Source organism: Nocardia ignorata NBRC 108230, assembly GCF_001612905.1.
In the GTDB taxonomy this organism is placed as follows: domain Bacteria; phylum Actinomycetota; class Actinomycetes; order Mycobacteriales; family Mycobacteriaceae; genus Nocardia; species Nocardia ignorata.
The window spans coordinates 1-18638 of record NZ_BDBI01000051.1; the positions used below are offsets into that span (position 1 = coordinate 1).

Sequence of the window (18638 nt, forward strand, 5' to 3'; positions counted from 1 at the left end):
GAGCTCGAGCAGCGCGGCCGCGTCCACCCGCAGGGCGGCGGCGGCACGGGGCGCGGCGGCCGGGTCCTTCCACAGGATGGCCGCGCAGCCCTCGGGGCTGATCACCGAGTAGATCGCGTTCTCGCACACCAGGACCCGATCAGCGAGTGCCAACGCGAGCGCGCCGCCGCTGCCGCCTTCCCCGGTGATCACGGTGACCACCGGCACGGGCAGTCCGGCCAGCAGTTTCAGTGATTCGGCGATGGCCACGGCCTGACCCTGTTCCTCGGCCTCGACGCCGGGATAGGCGCCCGCCGTGTCCACCAGTGTGACGACGGGCCTGCCGAGCTTGGCGGCCAGGCGCAGCACCCGGACGGCCTTGCGATAGCCCGCGGGGGTGGGCATCCCGTAGTTGCGTTCGGTGAGTTCGGGCCCGGTGTGGCCCTTCTGGGTACCCAGCACCACGACCGGCAGGCCGTCGAGGCGGGCCAGGCCCGCGATCATGGCGGGGCAGTCGGCCGACATGCGGTCGCCGTGCAGTTCGACGAAATCGTCGAAGGCACCGGCGAGATAGTCCAGGGTGGTCGGCCTGCCGAGCCTGCGGGCCGCGCGCACGCGATCCCAGGATTCGCCGACGGTGAGAGCGGCGGGGTCGGTGATCACGGCGTCGGCGTCACCGGGGTCGGTGCGGCGCGGTGGCGGATCGGCCGTCGCAACCAGGCGGGCGAGCCGGGTGCGCAGCGCCCAGCGGTGGCAGATCATGTCGACGATGCCGTGCTCGAGCAGGAATTCCGCGGTCTGGAAGCCCTCGGGCAGGGTCTGGCCGATGGTCTGCTGGATCACCCGCGGGCCCGCGAAGCCGAGTCGCGCACCGGGTTCGGCGACGATGATGTCGGTGGCGGTGGCGAACGACGCCGCGACACCACCGTAGGTGGGATCGGTGATGATCGAGACGGTCAGCACGCCCGCGTCGTCGAGGCGGCGCAGCGCCCGGCTGGTCTTGGCCATCTGCATGAGCGCGACGATGCCCTCCTGCATCCTTGCCCCGCCGGAGGCGGTCACGAGCACCAGCGGCACCCCGTCCGCCAGTGCCGCTTCCGCCGCCGCGGTCACCGCCTCGCCGACGGCACTGCCGAGACTGCCGCCGAGAAAGCGGAAATCCATGACCGCCAGCACGATCGGTGTGCCGTCGACGGTGCCGCGCACGCAGCGGATCGCGTCGGACAGCTCGGTGCTCTCGCGCGCCTGCCTGATCCGTTCGGGGTAGGCGCGGGTGTCGGTGAACCCGAGCGGGTCGGTGACGGTCGCCGCGGTGGCGATCGGACTGGCCGAATCCGCGTCGAGGAGCTGGTCGACGCGCTGGTCGGCGGTGAGCATGCCGTGGGCGTCGCATTCGGGGCACACCCGGCTCGCCCGCTCGTAGCGTTTGCGGTAGATCATCGTGTCGCAGGACGGGCACAGCATCCAGGCCGTGCCGGTGGTCGCGGTGGTGTCGACGACGGTCATCGGTCCTCCAGCGGGCGTGGGACGTAACGGGCGCAGGCGGCGGGCAGCCGCACACCCGCGGTGCGCAACTGTGCGACGCGGGTGAGGTAAGCGGCGCCGAACAGGAGCTGGCCTGCGATCTCGGCGACGGCGCGGTTCTCCGGGGCGGCGAGATGGGTTCCGGCCGTCCAGGTGTTGAAGGCGCCCATCGCGGGGCCGCACCAGATCTGGTAGTCGGTGACCCGATCGGCGTCGCCGCGGATGCTCCAGCCCGAGGACAGGCCGAGATACCAGCGGAACACCAACGCCATCCTGGCTTTCGGATCCCGCTCCGCGCCGGTCAGCTGGGCCGGGTCGCGCTCGGTGAAATACCGGACGCACTCCTGCCACACCTCGTCGAGCGGCCTGCGGAACAGGGTGGCTTCCAGCTCGGCGCGCAGCGCGGCCGGCAGCGCGTCGAGCCCCGGGTAGGCGCGGTAGGTGTCGTAGAGCTTCTGCGCGCGGGCCGCGAACATCGTGCCCCGGCGCAGCACCTGCACCTGCACCCCGAGATCGAACATGTCCGACGAGGGCGACATGGCGCAGTCGGCGAACTCGGCGCGCGCCAGCAGAGTCTTGGTGGCACCGCACTGCGCCGCCTCGACGGCCGACTGGTTGACCGACCCGGTCACCACGTAGGCCGCGCCGAGTCCGAAGGCGGCCGCGACGGCGTCGGGGGTGCCGAGTCCCCCGGCGGCGCCGATGCGGACGCGGTCGGCACCGGGCACCGTGGCGGCCAGGCGATCCCGGGCCGCGATGAGTTCCGGCAGCAGCACCGTCAGCGGCCTGCGGTCGGTGTGGCCGCCGGAGTCGGCTTCGGCGGTGATGTCGTCGGCCATCGGCACCTGCTCGGCGAGACGGCCCTGCTCGGCGGTGATCCGGCCCGCCGCCACGAGCTCGCGCAGCAGCCGGGCCGGGGCCGGACGCAGGAACAGTTCGGCGACTTCGACCCGGGAGACCTTGGCGATCACCCGGTGCTCGATCTCGATGTCGCCGCGCTGGTCGACGCGGAGGCCGAGGGCTCGATAGCGCACGACTTCGGCGGTCAGATCCATGAAGGCGGACGCCTCCACGCAGCGGACACCGTGGCGCAGGCAGGCGTCGACGATCGCGCGTTCCAGGGCGGGTTCGCTCGGGCTGTGGATGAGGTTGCAGGCGAACGGTTGTGCGCCCAGGTCGGCGGCGAGCTCGCCCAGTGCCGCGTCGACCGTGGCAGGCGCGACACCCGCGGCGCCGTAGGCGGCCAGGTAGCCGTGCCGCGCCATGGCTTTCACCAGGGCGGGCGAGGCGATGCCGTTGGCCATCGCGCCCGCGGCGTAGGCCGCGCGGACGCCGTGAGCTGTGCGGAACGCGCTGTCGCCGAGACGTTCCGGCGGGAGCGGGCCGACCGCGGCGAGCACCTCGGCACGCGCGGCGACGGTCTGGTCGGCGGTGGCGCCGACGTGTCCGTCGGCGCGGACGATCCAGACCGGCGAGTCCAGATCGAGCAGCAGGGCCGTGATGGCCTCGGTGGTGGTGGCGACCGCCACGGTGCGCATCGTGGTCATCACGCTCTCCGATCGACGAGTTCGACGGCCAGGTCGGTCACTTCGTAGATGCGCAGGCCCGGCTTCCACAGCGAGCCGTCCACCACCGCGGTCACCCCGTGTGGTCCGCGATGCAGCGCCTTGACGTGAGCTTCGAGTTCCACGGTGCCGTCGGTGGGCAGGAACTGACCGCGGTAGCGCCAGCTGAAAGGAATGTCGGCTGGGATGCGGAACACCGGGTCGGCCATGTCCGCGGCGTGACCCGCGTCCAGCAGCCATTCCTGGACGGCGTGGATCACCGATTCGACGCCGAGTGAGCCGGGGATGACCGGGTCGAGATGGAAGTGGCGGGCGAAGAACCAGTCCGCCGGATCGATGGGCCGCAGCGAATGCAGGTATCCCGCACCGTGTTTCCCGCCGCCGTCGACCACGTCGACCTGGTCGACGAGGGCCAGGGTGCGGCGCGAGCACAGGGGCACGGTCGGGTCGGCGCGGCGGGCGGCCACGTCGATCGTCCGAACCTCGGCGGCCGGGTTCTCGGCCAGCCAGGACGGTGCGGGGCGCCCGGCGTCGAGCCCGGTCTGGTTGGCGAGTGCCTCGTCGCTGAAGTAGCCGAACATGGTCTCGCCGGTGTAGAACGGCTCGCCGTCGAGGCTGAGCGTGTAGTCGAAGGTCTGCAGGGAGGAGCCGGGCAGGATCGTCGTCGACAGCAGCCGCGAGGACTGTTCGATGGTGCGATCGCGCAGGTCGACCTGCCGCAGGACCGTCGCCGTCCCGCCGAGATTGCGCAGACTGAGAGTTGTACCGGGCTGGGTCAGCGTCGGTCCCGCGTAGTAGCCCATGAGCAGGGCCGCCTGCAGTGAGGTCTCCATGTAGACGAAATGCGGCATGGATTCGTTGGCGGTGTCGGCGTAGTACCAGGAGTCCGCGGGCGAGTCGTACTCGGTGGTGTAGGTGGCGTGGTCGAGAGTGCCTCGCGCACCGTCGAATTCGCGCACCCGGTCGACCAGGAGCAGACCGCCGGTGGGCAGTCGGGTCGCGCGGACCCCGGTGTACTCCGCGAACTCGGGGCCCATGGCGATCGCCTGGTCGCCGCGGGCCAGGTGGGTCATGTGGAATTCGTTGAGCAGCAGGTTCGGAACAGCCTCGCCGGGGCCGACACCCGCGCCGGGCGCCTCGGTGACGGTGACCTCGACGGACAGACCGGGCTCCCCTGCGGAGAAGCTCGCCGTGCCCGTGACGTGCGGGCGGGGTACGAGATCCAGGGCGCTCACGATGAGCTCCAAGGTGCGGTGGGCCGGGACGCGTCCGTCGACAGCAGAACCGGTCGAGTACCCCTGGCCCCCGGGACGCGCAGGGGAGCTCGGTGGTCGAAGTGGCACGGTCGCCGCGGTCAATGTGCTCCCCGACAGGCACAGGTGCATGCCGGTGAACAGCGCGAACACCTCGGCGGCCTGGCGGGCGGCGGCGTCGGGCGCGCCGTCGTACCGGGCGACGACCCGGCCGTCACCGGTACCGCCATAGAGTTCGATCGACTCGATCGCGGTGAGCGCCAACGGTTCTCCACCTGCCAGGCGTGCCACGACTTCGACGCCGTCGCGCCGGTGGGCCGGCCCGAACACCTCCGCGATCGCGCCCGCGGTGAGCGACTCGAGGGCCGCGCGGTCCAACTCGGTGCGCGTGGTGCGAGCCAGTGGCTTGAACGCCCCCTCCCTGGCGGCGACGGACGCACGGGATGCTCGATCGCCGACCGGTGCCGTGCCATGGTCCTCCCGAACGGCGATGGAGGCCGTCGCGCGGACTCGAACCGCGTTGCTGGACAGGGGCGTCCCCACCGCCCGCTTCCACAGCGCACGCTGTAGGGCGACCTGCGCGGCGAGGGCGGCGCGGTGGGCGGTGACGACGCCGGTGCGGAGCTCGGCGATGGCGGCTCGAGGTGCGGCGGCGCTCGCCTCACTCGTCTCAGCGATCGCGGGCGCTCCCACATGTGTGGCACGTTCCCCTGCGGATTGGGCGTCATCCCGCGCCTGCCGAGTGAATTCCACTGCGCGCCCATCGGGCACAATCGCGTGCCCGGCGGGCTCCACTGCCGAGGCGGGGTCAGTCGTCCGGCTCGCGGATTCGGGGGCAGGCCGGTCGGGTGCGGAGTAGGGCGCTGGCCGGGCAGGTGCGGAGTCGGGCGCTGGTCGGGCGGGTGGTGCGGTGTGCGGCGGCGCCGTCAGGGCGGGCTGGGCGGGGGGCGCGCCGGTCGGGTCGAAGGCGATGCCGTCGAAGTCGAGGGCTGTCATCGGGTCCACTTCCTCACCGAGGTCTGGAACTTGTCCGTCAGGTCGGGCGTCGTGAGGACGGTGACGTCCGAGAAGCGTTGCAGCACTGTGCCGTCGGTGGACAGTGCGGTGGCGTCGATGCGGGCTTCGAGCCTGCTCGCGCGTGGGTTGTCGACCACCAGGACGAACGGTTCGGTGGTCGGGAGCGGGTGGTGGTAGTCGATGCGGCCGACGCCGAGCGGCAGGCAGGCCGTGCCGAGCAGTCGGTGACCGAGGACGGGCGGGCCCTGCAGGATCAGGTCGGCGGCGACCGGGTCGTGCAGGTGGCCCGCGTAGGCGCCCGCGGCGACGGGGTCGGTGGGCAGGTGGCAGTCCAGGACGATCGCACTGTCGCTCTCGGCCCGGATCGCGCGCAGGCCCTGCAGCGCGGGACCGTGGAACTGGATGGCGTCCCGGTAGATCCGGTCTGCGGGGGTGCCCGGTCCGGCGGGAATCGTCTGCCTGGCACCGCCGTCCGGGTTCGCGGCCAGCAGCAGGGTCGCCCGGAAGTGGGCGAGCTTGCCGTCGAAGACGGTGGCGCGCACCGCCGTACGGCCGTCGAGGTCGTCGATCGGGACGAGCTCGATCTCCAGCGCGGTGACCGGGTGATCGAAGACGAGTCCCTTGAGCACCTGGTAGTCACGGACGCCGACCACGGTGCGGCCCGGCCTGGTTCGCTCGGCGAGGTGGATCATCGCGCCGAGGCCGAAGGTGGCGGGCAGCACGATGTGGTCACCGATGCGGTGTGCCTGGATCACGGGTTCGTCGACCAAGCCCGCGATGTCGCGACGGGCCCGCACCGTGGCGGGCACGTGTTCGCCGGTCGACAGGGCGGTGGCGGCGCCGACCAGCAGGATCGGCTCGGGCCGGCGGTCCGCGGTGAACTGGGTGGTGAAGGCGGCCGCGCCCGCGGCCGGGGCCAGCAGCGGGATGCCGCGCGCCCGGAAATGCTCGCGCAGGTCGGCGGTCACCATGCCGCCGTCCCAGGCGCCCCAGTCGATCGCGGTGACGCGGTGCCCGGGATGCCTGCGCCGCCAGCTCACCGCGAACCGGCACAGCGCCTCGTTGGCGGCGGCGTAATCCGCCTGGCCCGCATTGCCGAACAGACCCGCCACCGAGGTGAACAAAACCAGGTCCTTCGGCTCGCCCACCGCGGCGAGGACGGCGGCCAGACCACCGAGCTTCGGACGCAACACGCGAGCGATCGAGTCGGCGGTCTTGTCGGGGATCATCGAATCCGCCAGGACCCCGGCGCCGTGGACGACACCGGTGATCTGGTCGCGCCACGGCGCGACGGCCTCGGCGAGTGCCGTCGCGTCGGTGGCGTCGACGGCCAGGTAGTCGGCGCGGTCGCCGAGCGTCGCCAGGGTCGAGCGGATCTCGCGGACGGCGCGGATGTCGCCGCAGGCCCGCTCGATGTCCTTGGGCCGCGCGCCGGTTCCCGCCAGCGCGCGCACCGCGGCGGGCTTGAGGTCGGTGTCGGGGACACCGGCCGCCCAGGTGGGCTCTTCACCGAGCGTGGTGCGGCCGAGCAGCAGGAAGCGCGCCGCGCTGTGCCGGGCGAGGGCGAGGACACAGGTCGCCGTCACTCCCCTGGCTCCGCCGGTCACCAGCAGCAGATCGTCCTCGGTGAGCAACGTCGGCCCGAAACCCGCTGCGGTACTGACTATCTCGGTGACGACAGCGGGCTTGTGCCTGCTCGGCACCGGTGTGCGGCGCAGGCCCGAGGCGTCGACGCCGACCTCGACGGTGTCGATCGCGGCGTCGCACAGCTCCTCGAGCACGATCTGCGCCACCCGCGCCGGAGTCGCCGCCGGCGCGATGTCGAGCGCGCGACAGAACAGTGTGGGTTCCTCGGCGGCAAGGGTTTTCACGACGCCGCCAAGTCCGCCGAGCAAGGCGTGGACCGGGTCGGCATCCCCACGCAGGCCCAGATGACCGTCGAGCCGGGTGACCGTGACGAACCCGGCACGTCCGGTCGCACCGCGCAGGGCGGGCACCACGCGGCCGGCGACCAGGATCGTCTCGGTCAGGATCCGCTCGGCCTGCGCCCACTCCGTGGCGACACCCGCGACGACCACGCACAAGTCGGCGGCGCCGGTGTCGTCGCCGGGTTCGACCCGCCGCACAGTCCAGCTGAGCGCGCGCAGCGCTTCCTCGATCGCCTCCACGTCGGTTTCGGCGGACTCGTCCAGGCACACCACCAGCGCCCGGCCCGCGGGCCGATACGGCTCGACCGCGAGGTCGACCGGGGCGAGCTCGACGAGTTCGACGACATGCCGCGGCGTTTCGGCCGCGGCCTCAGCTTTTGGGTGGACATCACCCCCGACCAGCTCAGCCACGATCTGATCCAGCGAACGCAGTGTGCCGAGTTGTTCGGGTCCGAGAATGGGCAGAGTCGGAAACCGTTCCTGTAATGCGCCGATCACCTGGACCCGTTTGATCGAATCGACACCGAGATCCGCCTCCAGATCCATTGCCGGATCGACCATCTCGACCGGGTAGCCGGTTTTGTCGGCGACCACTTCCCGCAGCGCCTGCCGCAGGGTCTCGGCGGAGTGCGTGAACCCCGCGTCGGCCGAGGCGACCTCGTCCGCGGCCGAACCACCGGTCGGCGCGGCCGGGCCGCTCGGCTCACCCGTCACGACGGAACTGTCGGCCGCCGTGGTCGAAGCCTCGGTGGCGAGCAGATCGGCGATCTGGTCGAGGGTATGTAACGTACCGAGCTGCTCGGGGCCGAGGCTCGGCAGCGACGGGAACCGCTCCTGCAGAGCGCCGATCACCTGCACCCGCTTGATCGAATCGACACCGAGATCGGCTTCCAGATCCATTGCCGGATCGATCATCTCGACCGGGTAGCCGGTCTTGTCGGCGACCACTTCCCGCAGTGCCGCGCGTATCGTTTCGCCGTTCAGCGTCTCCGCCCCCGGCGCACCCTGCTCAGTATCGACGGCGGAGTTCTGGACGTCGGAACCCGCTGTGCCAGCGGCTGTCTGCGCGGCTGCCGAAGACGTCCCTGCATGCTCCTGGGCTATCGGTACAGTTCCGGCTGCCCGCGGTGCGGTGTCGCTCGCACCGGTGAAGTCCTGACTGGCCTGATGACCCATCGGGTAGGCGGTGCCGCTTGCGGCGGGAGTCACCGATCCGGGCACGGTGTTCGTGGGGGCGGTACCGCTGGACAGCGGGGCCGGCGCGGGTAGGTGGCCGTTCGCCGGGGCCTGTGTGGGCGCCGCTGTCAAGGCCTGGGTCGGTGCGGGGGCGTTCACCGCGGGCGGGGTCGCGCGGTAACTGGTCACCGAGTGCGAACCGGCGGCTCCCCCTTCGATCTCGGCCAGCTGGGCGAGCACTTCGCTTGCCCGCGAGTGGCTCTCGCTGATAGCGACTCCGTGATCCTTCACGGCTTCGATGGCGCGCAGCAGACGGTCATCGATGGCACCGGTATTCAGCGCGCCCGCCAGTCCGCGGGCCAGGTCGAGCTGACCGTCGAGGTACTGCCGGTGCGTGTCCAGATGCTGGACGAGTGCGGTGTCGAGCGGATCGGCGGGGATGGTCACGAGCTGTTCCTCCACGAGCGGGGGCACCGAGGGATGGCGCGAAAGTTCGGATACGGCAGGTGATTCGGAGATCGGGTGCGACGGCGTGCCGGTCCGGTCGTCGACCACGGCGTGCGAATCCGCCACGGCGGAACCAGGAACAGTCGCCGGAACATCGGGCAGGGTCGAGCCGCCCCGCGGGGACGCGGTGGGTGAATCAACGAGTGCGGACACAGGTTCAGGGTCGGCGAGGGAGTGTGGTGCTGTATCGGCCGCGAGCTGGATGCGGTAAACGCCCGACAACGCTTCGGCGTAGGCGGCGCGGCGGGCGGCGGGAACGTATTCGGGGGCTGAAAGGATCACAGTCATCCGGTCGGCCGCCGGGGTGGTCGGCTCGGTGGCGGGGGCGGCGTAGCGATTGATACCCGACATCTCGATACCGAGGACGGCGAGACGGACGGCCGCCCGCTTGAGCGCCACGTCTCCGTTGCCGATGGGTCCGGAATCGGTGGCGAAGGCGATCACGTCCTCGCCGAGGGTGCGCCGCACCAGCGAGGTCAGCACCTGTTTCGGACCGCACTCGACGAAGATCGTGCAGCCGTCGGCGTGCATGGCCCGCAGCGCGTCGACGAACTCGACCGGTCGGCTCAATTGCGCGGTCAGGGTCGCCCGGTTGGCGGCGACATCGGCACCGTAGGACGCGCCCGCGGTGTCGGCATAGACCCGCGCATCGGGCTCGACGATGTCGACTTCCTCGACGGCGGCACCGAACTCGGTGACCGCGTGCGCCACATACGGGGTGTGGAAGGCCGCCGCCACCGGCAGATCCCGGGTAGCCCAGCCCTTCTCGGAACTGCGCGCGATGAAGGCGGCGATACCGTCGGGTCCACCACCGACCACGATCTGGTCGGGCGCGTTGTGATTGCAGATCCACACGTCGTCGAGATCGGCGATCACCTCGGCGACCTCGTCGCGAGCCGCGTTGACGGCCACCATCGTGCCCGCCTCCGCGTCGTCGGCGACCGTCATCGCCGCGCCACGCGCCCTGGCCAGACCGAAGAAGTCCTCGGTGCTCAGCGCACCCGAGGCCCACAGCGCGGTCAGCTCACCGAAGCTGTGACCGAGGTAACCGTCGGCCCTGAGCCCGAATTCGGTGAGCACCCGGAACTGCCCGGCCGCGAGCGCGCCGATGGCGGGCTGCGCGAATTCGGTACGGCGCAGGGCGGATTCCTGCTCGGCCCGGGCCTGCTCGGTGAACGCGGGCGGCGGGAACACCACCGCGCCCAGCCGCTGCTCGGCGCCGACGAACGCGGCGTTGGCCTCGTCGAACGCCGCCCCGACGGGCGGATTGTTCAGCACGGTGTCCAAGCCCATGTCCACGTACTGGCTGCCCTGCCCCGCGAACAGCACACCGACCTTCGGGTCAGGTACGGCGGCTGCGCGGAAGTACACGCCCTCGGGGTGGTCCCACTGCGCGGCATCGGGATTGCGGACCAGTTCGTCGACCGCGAGCGTCCGCAGGTCCGCGGCGGTGTCCTCGTCGACCGAGACGAAGCCGATCCTGGCGTGCCCGGCCGGAATGTCACCACCGTCGGAGCCGGGGGTACTGCGCACGACGTCGATCAGCGCGGCGACGTCGGGGGCGTGCCACAGGTGCGCACGCGGCACCCGGTGCAGGACCTGCCCGCGCGTCTGGTCGGCTTCCTCCAGCACGATGTGGAAGTTGGTGCCGCCGAAGCCCATCGCCGAGGCGGCCGCCCGGCGCACCGGGCGCTGCGGGTCGCGCACCCACGGGCGGGTCCTGGTGTTCACGTAGAAGGGCGTCCGGGCGGCGTCGATCTCGCTGTTGGGCGCGTCGACATTGATCGTCGAGGGCAGCACCTTCTGGTGCAGGGCAAGCGCCAGCTTCATCACCCCGGCCGTGCCCGCGGCGCCCTTGGTGTGCCCGATCTGGGACTTCACGCTGCCGAGCGCCGCGAAACCGGTCTCCGAACTGGCCTCGGCGAGCAGCCCTTTCAGCGCGGTCAGCTCGGTCTTGTCGCCGACGGCGGTGCCGGTGGCATGCGCCTCGATCAGTTCGACGTCGGCGGGTGAGCATTCCGCGTCGGCGTAGGCGCGGTCCAGCGCGACCCGCTGCCCCTCCGCGCGCGGCGCGTAGATGCTCTTGGAGCGGCCGTCGCTGGAGGAGCCGAGACCGCGGATCACCGCATAGATCCGGTTGCCGTCGCGGCGCGCGTCGGCGAGGCGGCGCAGGGCCAGCATGGTGATGCCCTCGCCGAGCAGGGTGCCGTCGGCCTCGGCGGAGAACGGGCTGATCCGGCCGGTCGGCGAGAGCGCGCCGACCTTGCTGAAGCACAGGTAGATGAAGATCGAGTTCTCGGTGTCGACGCCGCCGGTGATCATCATGTCGGCGCGACCGTCCTGCAGTTCGGCGATCGCGGTGCGGATGGCGGCCAGCGAGGCCGCACAGGCCGCGTCGACGGTGCAGTTCATGCCACCGAGCCCGAGCCGGTTCGCCACCCGGCCCGCCACCACATTGGCGAGCAGGCCGGGGAAGGAGTTCTCCTCCCACGGCGCGAACGCGGCGACGAACCGGCGCGAGATCTCGCTGACGTCGCTCTCGGACAGTCCCATCGACCGCCCCGCCTCCGCCAGCACCGGCGTCGACAGGCGCGCGGCCAGCGGGTGCATCAGCGGCACCGGGCCGGTGGTGCCGAGCACCACGCCGGTGCGCGCGGGGTCGTACCACTGCGAACCGGTCGCGCCGGCATCCGCCAGCAGGTCACGGGCCACCCCGAGACTCAGGGTCTGCATGGTGCTGGTGACCTCGAGCTGGTTCGGCGGCAGCCCGAACTCGAGCGGATCGAACGCGACATCGGGCAGGAAAGCGCCACGGCGCGAATAGGTCTTGTCCGGCGCCGAGCGGTCGGCGTCGTAGTAGTCGTCCAAGCTCCAGCGCGACGCGGGCACCTCGGAGGTGCAGTCGACGCCGTCGATGATGTTCTGCCAGTACTCGCGGTGGGTGTGTGCCTTGGGCAGCAGACCCGACATCCCGACAATGGCGATCGGGTCGCGTGCCAGGCGTCGTTCGACGGTCACGAAAGGGTTCCTCTCAGGCGGCGACAGTGGTGGCGGTGGCCGAGGCGATCAGTTCGGCCGCGGCGGCGGCGAACAGGCGGTGGCCCACCGGACTCGGGTGCAGACCGTCGGCGGTCCACACCTCGGGCCGGGCCCATTCGGGCCTGGCGGCGATATCGAGAAGCAGGGCGCCGGTGTCGTCGGTGACCCGGGCGAGGACATCGTTGGCGGCGGCGAAACGCTCGCGCAGCAGCGCACGGAAACCGTCCGGCACGGGCAGGCGGGCGGGAATATCGGGGTAACTCGCGGTGAACACCGTGGCTTCCCCGGCTCGCAAGGTGGTGAAGATGGTGTGCAGGTTGTCGGCGAAACGAGCCTCGTCATACGCGCTGACCAGGTCGTTCACGCCGACAACCACGCCGTAGAGGCCGGCCCGCGCCGCCGAGGTCGCCGGTGCGAGCTGGCTCGCGACGACGTCGCCGGTGGTGGCGCCGTGCGTGCCGAAGTTGCGAATCGTGGTTGGCCGCAACCCGAGCTGACCGCCGAGGCGGGAGACCCAGCCCCGGTAGCCACCCGCCGCGGCGGGGTCGCCACGGCCCTCCACGAAGCTGTCTCCGAGCGCCGTCAGGCCGGCCGCGATCACGCCGACACCCCGGTATTCACCACGTGCCGGTCGGCGACCGGGAAGTCCACTTCCTCGTAGAGTGCGGTGAGCTCGGCCTCACCGAAGAATTTGTCCGGCGGGTACAGCCCGGCGATCAGCCCGAAGAACTTCTTCGAGTAGTGCTCGCTGCGGCTGGCCGCGCGGAACACCGAGTCGTAGTACGGGGTGAGGGTGAGTTCGGAGATCGACTGGGTGAGCTCGTAGGTGCTGGCGCTCTGGGCGTCGCGCTCACGCTGGTACTCCGGCAGGGTCTCCTCGAAGGGCCGTGCACCCGAGAGGGTTTCGTGCACCAGATCGGCCAGCAGCTGGCCGTACTTGAAGGCGTCGGTGATGCCCCAGCCGGTGAACGGGTCCTTGTGGTAGCCCGCGTCGCCGACCAGCGCCCAGCCGGGACCGAAGGACTGGCGACGGTAGTTGTCGGGGTAGAGCATCGGCCGGAACGGCTCGACCCGCTTGCCGGTCTCGCGCAACCGCGCGCCGATCTCCGGGTCGATCTGCTCGACGATCTCCTGCACGCCGGCATCGGGATCGGCGCGGAAGTCACGGAACCGGTCGCGCTTGCGCATGACCGCTACCAGGGCCAGGCCGTCGTTGGTCGGCCAGGAGGCGAACTGCTGCTCACCGAACCCGGTGCGGTGGTGCATGCCCCAGTCCACGCCCTCGTAGTACGAGTAGTAGACGAAGCAGGCCGCGGGCGAACCCTCGTAGGTGGCCGCGCCGACCTCCTTGGCGACGATCGAGTTCGAACCGTCCGCGCCGACGACCAGTTTCGCGCGGAATTCCTGCTCGGGACCCTCGCCGACGCGGCCACGGATACCGGCGACCCGGTCACCGTCGCGCAGCAGACCGGTGACGGTGAAGCCCTCGATCACCTCGGCGCCGGACTCGCCCGCCGCGTCGACCAGGATCTTGTCCAGGACGGTGCGGCGGGGGCAGTAGACGGCGTCGATGCCGTCGGCCGAGGGATCGGCCATGCCCGGGATCTCGATGTCGGTGTAGGTGAAGTTCAGGTGCCGGATCGGCGGGCAGCCGGTGGCCACCACCGTGTCCAGCAGACCCCAGGACTTCAGAAAGCCGAGACCGGCCTGGTGGATGTAGTGCGTGGACGGGGTGTCGCTGGGAAAACTCGCGCGATCCACGGCGAGCACGCGGTGGCCCTGACGGGCCAGCAGCATGGCCAGGGGCGAACCCGCGACCCGGGTTCCGACGACGATGACGTCATACATGATGTGATCACTTTCGGTGGTCGAATTCCGATTTCGAGTCTGTCGCCGGTGGAATACGGAAACCACTGGGGCCACCGCAATTCATCGGCCGATCGGTCCCGGCTATCGTCGGCGGGACCGGTGGGAGAATTTCGTGTCGCGTTACCCGCGCGACATGTAGAGCTGATCTATTTCGGCGGAATAGGTTTCGGCGATCGCGGCCCGGCGCAATTTCAACGACGAGGTGAGCAGGCCGGCGTCGACGGTGAAATCGCCGTCGATGATGCGGAATGCGCGAATGGATTCCGGCCGCGACACCAAGGAATTCGCGTCGTCCACGGCGGCCTGGATCGTCTCGGCGGGATCGGCGTCGGGATGCTCGGCGCGCCACTTCGCGTACCGCTCGGCGTCGAGGGTGATCAGCGCCGTCACGAACGAGCGGCCGTCACCGACGACCATGCAGTTGCTCACCAGCGGATGCAGCCGCACCCGGTCCTCGAGCGGGGTCGGTGCCACGTTCTTGCCGCCGGAGGTCACCAGGATCTCCTTCTTGCGCCCGGTGATCCGCAGGTGCCCGTCGTCGAGTTCGCCGATGTCGCCGGTGTGCAGCCAGCCCTCGGCGTCGACGGGCCGCTGGTCGGCGGCCGCGCCCCAGTACCCGGGCGAGACGTGCGGGCCGCGCACGAGGACTTCGCCGTCGGCGCCGATCCCCACCTCGGTCCCCGGGATGGGACGGCCGACGGTGCCGAGGCGGTTGGTGGACGGCGCGCTCACGGTGACGGCGGTGGCCGCCTCGGTGAGGCCGTAGCAGTTGAGGATCACCACGCCGAACCCGGCGTAGAAACCGGCGGTGGTGTCGTCGAGGGAGGCGCCGCCGGAGATCACGTAGCGCAGCCGTCCGCCGAACGCGGCCGCGACGGCGTCGTCGGTGACGGTGGGCGCGGCACCCTCGGCCAGCAGTGTCAGGCCACGCGCGACGGCCGCGTCCTCCTGCCCCTCGGGGAGCAGCGCGCGGACGTGCTTGCGAATCTTCTCCAGCGCGTACGGGATCAGCGCGAGGAAGGTCGGGCGCAGCGTCGCCAGCGCCGGGACCAGGTCGGGCACGCCGGGCAGCAGATGGGTGCGGCTGCCGCCGTACAGGCAGGCGAACAGGATCGTCTGGCCGAACACGTGCGAGAGCGGCAGCGCGAGCACCGTCGTGCCGTCGAAGATCCCCTCGACCTGCCGGGCGGTGTTCGCGGCGGTGACGTACATGTTGCGGTGGCTGATCATGCAGCCCTTGGCCAGGCCGGTGGTGCCGCTGGTGTAGACGATCATCGCCAGGTCGGCGGCGCCCACCGCGGCGATCCGCGCGTCGAGGCCGGGGTGCTCGCCGCCCTCGGCCCACGTGCCGAGCTCGTCGAAGGACCACACGTCGCCGGCCGCGCCCGCGTCGGTCAGGCGGGCGGCGTCGTCGGCGGTCTCGGCCGCGTGGAACCGGCTTCCACTGTCGCTCAGGATGTGTGCGATCTGCGCCGGCGAGGAGGTCGGATACACCGGCACGATCACCGCGCCGACAGCCATGGCCGCGCAGTCGAGCAGCGCCCATTCCAGGCTCGTGCGGCCGAGCACGGCCACCCGGTCCCCCGCCGCGACCCCGCGGTCGAGCAGGGCCGAGGCGAGCCCGCGGACCCGGGTGTCGAGCTCGCCGGTGGTCAGCTGGGTGCCGTCGGCGGCACACAGTGACGGGCGGGCCGGATCACGCCGCGCCGCGTCGGAAACAATCTCGTACAGACTGGACGAATCGGCCGGAACGAATCCGTTCGCGGTAGCAGACACTGTGTTCACGAATCGAATTCTTCACGGCGTCAACCATTCCCGTCGCTGCCGCACTCGCTGTTCCTACCGCACGAAAGTCATGTCCTATCGAGGGGTTCAGGCCGACAATGCGCGGACATCATCGAGTTGTGCCGATTCGACGCATTCCAGGAACAACGCGACCGCGGGATTCGGTTCGTCGGCCCGCCAGACGGCGTGCAAATCCAGAGTCGGCACCGGATCGAATAATTTCACCGCCACCGAACTACTGCCCGGCACACCCATTCCCATCGAAATCGCGCGCGGCAGCGAGGCGAACCCGACGAGTGGTCGCACCGAGACCATGTGCGCGGTCGCGCCGGGGTCGTCGGCCGAATGCGTGACATTGAGTGAGATCCTGGTTTCGGCCGCCGACCGCAGGATGGTGTCGTACATCGCCGGACACTGTTCGCGCGCGAACAGCACGCAATCCTGACTCTGTAGTTCCGCGAAGGGGACACCTGGCCGGTCGGCCCACCGATGTCGGCGCCCGACGACCGCGACGAGCGGAACCCGGTGCAGCAGGCGGCGATAGCGGAAATCGGCGGTACTGGGATGCCCGTAGACCAGGGCCACATCGAGGGAACCGTCGGCGAGGGCGGCCAGCTGGGGGCCGGTCCGCTTCTCCCACAGCGACACCACGATGTCGGGGTGCCGTTCGGTCATCCTGGTGAGTGCCTCCGGCAGCACATGTCTGCTGGCGGGCAGGTTGTAGCCGATGCTGAGGCTGCCCGCCCTGCCCTCGGCGGTGGCCTTGGCCGCCTGGGCGGCGCGGTCGAGCTGAGCGACGATCAGGCGGGCCTGGCTTTCGAACTCGCGCCCAGCGGGGGTCAGCCGGACCTCGTGGGAGTTCCGGGCGACGAGCTGGACGCCGAGCGATTTCTCCAGCTTCTGCAGCTGGGCACTGAGACTTGGTTGGGTCAGATGGAGGCGCTGCGCTGCGCGACCGAAATGCAACTCTTCGGCGATGGTGATAAACGAAACGAGATGTCGGAATTCCATGACGCCGGCTCCTTCCGAGTACCACCACGCTATCGAGGCCGGATAACCGGTGATGAATAGCGGTCGCCGCGCGGATTGCCGGTCGGTGAACCTGGCCGCGCCGCTTCCTAGGGGGCCGGGTTCGCTGCGTTCATCACCGCCTCGAGCGACGCGGCGACGGGCGAGGCGTCGAGGCCGAATGCCCATCCGGTTCGGCCCGCGGCTCGATACTCGACGTAGCTCGCGGCGGTGCCGTCAGCGGCGGCGTGCTGGGTGAGGCCGAGGATCTCGATGGAGTCGGCAGTCTCGGCGAGGGCGGTGATCAGGGCATCGACCGGGCTCGCCTCGTGGGTCGAGTGGTGTTCGGTGCCGTGCACGTCCAGGACGATTTCGGTGGTTCCGTCGACAAATTTCCACTGTACCAGGGTGATTCGACGCTCGTCGGCGGTGTAGCTCTGCGCGAACAGGGCGCGGAGTTCATCGGCGCTGACCTCCGCGCCGGTGTCGTCGGTGTACTCCTGCACCCGCTGCGCGAAGTCGATCTGCAGGCGGCGCGGCAGTTCGAGACCGTATTCGGTGTGCAACAGGTAGGCGATGCCGCCCTTGCCGGACTGTGAGTTGACCCGGATCACGGCATCGTAGGAGCGGCCGAGGTCGGTGGGGTCGATCGGCAGATACGGCACCCGCCATTCCGATTCGCGCTCGTGTATGCCGAGGGCCGCTGCCCGCTCACGATGCTCGGCCATGCCTTTGCCGATCGCGTCCTGGTGGGTACCGGAAAACGCCGTGTGTACAAGATCGCCCACGTACGGGTGCCTTTCGTGGACGGGCAGACACGTGCAGTACTCGACCGTGCGGCGGATCTCGTCGATATCGGAGAAGTCGATCATCGGGTCGACCCCTTGGGCGTGCAGGTTCAGCGCCAGGGTGGCGATATCGACATTCCCGGTGCGCTCACCATTGCCGAAGACGCAGCCCTCCACCCGTTGGGCACCGGCCAGGACGGCCAGTTCGGCGCAGGCGATACCGGTCCCCCGATCGTTGTGCGGGTGCACCGACAGGATCACCGCGTCCCGCCGGGCGAGATTGCGGTGCATGTATTCGATCTGGTCGGCGTAGACGTTCGGCGTCGCCACCTCCACGGTCGCGGGCAGATTCAGCGTGACGGGGCGCTGTGGGGTCGCCTCCCACAACTCGGTGACGGCGTCGCAGATCTCGAGGGCGAAATCCGGTTCGGTCAGGTTGAACACTTCCGGCGAGAACTGGAACCGGACATTCGGCAGCTCGCCTGCCAGTTCCAGGACACCGCGGGCGCCGGTGACGATCAGCTCGCGCAGCTGCTTCCTGTCCTTGCCGAGAACCACCTCGCGCCAGACCGGCGCCGTGGCCGTGTACAGGTGGATGATCACGTCGTTGGTGATGCCGCGGACCGACTCGACGGTCCGTGCGATCAGGTCGCGACGCGCCGGGGTGAACACGACCAGTGCCACATCCGGCGGCGCGATGGGGTACTCGGCCAGCAGGCGTACGAAGTCGAAGTCGGTTCGCGACGCGGACGGGTAGCCGACCTCGATCTCCTTGTAGCCCATGGTGACCAGGAGTTCGAAGAACCGGCGTTTGCGCGCCGGGTCCATCGGTTCGGCCAGTGCCTGGTTGCCGTCGCGCAGGTCGACCGGGACCCACAGTGGCGCGGTGGTGATCCGTGCGCTCGGCCAGTCGCGATGCCCGGCAGGCACTTTCACGCGACGGTGGACATCTCGATATCGATACGACGGCATCGCCGAGTGACGTTGCCGGTTCCATGCGGGCGCACCATCGGCAAGAGGACCCGAAGGTGTTGTCAGGGTGGGGAATTCGGTCATGACTTGCTCTACTTCCCGGCCATCCAGGGCCGAAGACGACGGAGACCGGCCACGACGGAGCCCCACGGCGGGGCGGCCGGTCGTCAGGCCCCGCCGTGGCGGCCGAGGAGGAGCGCGGTGTAGGTCATGATGGGTACACTTCTA

At 70.4% G+C, this 18638-nt stretch carries 9 protein-coding genes; all 9 read right to left on the bottom strand.

Translation table 11 applies throughout. The annotated features are described in order from the left end of the window. A partial coding sequence (gene accD / locus NI2_RS31275) for an acetyl-CoA carboxylase, carboxyltransferase subunit beta (protein ID WP_067498588.1) occupies nucleotides 1–1485 on the bottom strand: 1485 nt, incomplete at its 3' end. After that, a complete protein-coding gene (locus NI2_RS31280; RefSeq protein ID WP_067498591.1) occupies nucleotides 1482–3050 on the bottom strand; it encodes a PfaD family polyunsaturated fatty acid/polyketide biosynthesis protein in 1569 nt (522 codons plus the stop codon). The genes NI2_RS31280 and accD, both read right to left, overlap by 4 nt. Continuing rightward, on the bottom strand, nucleotides 3050–5317 hold the full coding sequence (locus tag NI2_RS31285; RefSeq protein WP_243749973.1) for a beta-ketoacyl synthase: 2268 nt from the start codon (nucleotides 5315–5317) through the stop codon (nucleotides 3050–3052). Before NI2_RS31285 ends, NI2_RS31280 begins: the two co-directional genes overlap by 1 nt. Continuing rightward, nucleotides 5314–11967, bottom strand: a complete 6654-nt coding sequence (locus NI2_RS31290; RefSeq protein ID WP_067498594.1) for a type I polyketide synthase — start codon at nucleotides 11965–11967, stop codon at nucleotides 5314–5316. Before NI2_RS31290 ends, NI2_RS31285 begins: the two co-directional genes overlap by 4 nt. Nucleotides 11968–11980: 13 nt before the next feature. Beyond that, on the bottom strand, nucleotides 11981–12589 hold the full coding sequence (locus NI2_RS31295; protein WP_067498597.1) for an SGNH/GDSL hydrolase family protein: 609 nt from the start codon (nucleotides 12587–12589) through the stop codon (nucleotides 11981–11983). Then, complete coding sequence (locus tag NI2_RS31300) at nucleotides 12586–13836, bottom strand: NAD(P)/FAD-dependent oxidoreductase (RefSeq protein WP_067498600.1); 1251 nt, start codon at nucleotides 13834–13836, stop codon at nucleotides 12586–12588. Before NI2_RS31300 ends, NI2_RS31295 begins: the two co-directional genes overlap by 4 nt. A 141-nt stretch (nucleotides 13837–13977) precedes the next feature. Next, a complete protein-coding gene (locus NI2_RS31305; protein WP_067498602.1) occupies nucleotides 13978–15642 on the bottom strand; it encodes an AMP-dependent synthetase/ligase in 1665 nt (554 codons plus the stop codon). A gap of 87 nt (nucleotides 15643–15729) precedes the next feature. Next, nucleotides 15730–16653, bottom strand: coding sequence for a LysR family transcriptional regulator (locus NI2_RS31310; protein ID WP_067498605.1), 924 nt, complete (start codon nucleotides 16651–16653; stop codon nucleotides 15730–15732). Nucleotides 16654–16760: 107 nt separating this feature from the next. Continuing rightward, a complete protein-coding gene (locus NI2_RS31315) occupies nucleotides 16761–18494 on the bottom strand; it encodes a 2-isopropylmalate synthase (RefSeq protein ID WP_084477046.1) in 1734 nt (577 codons plus the stop codon). Nucleotides 18495–18638: the final 144 nt, after the last annotated feature.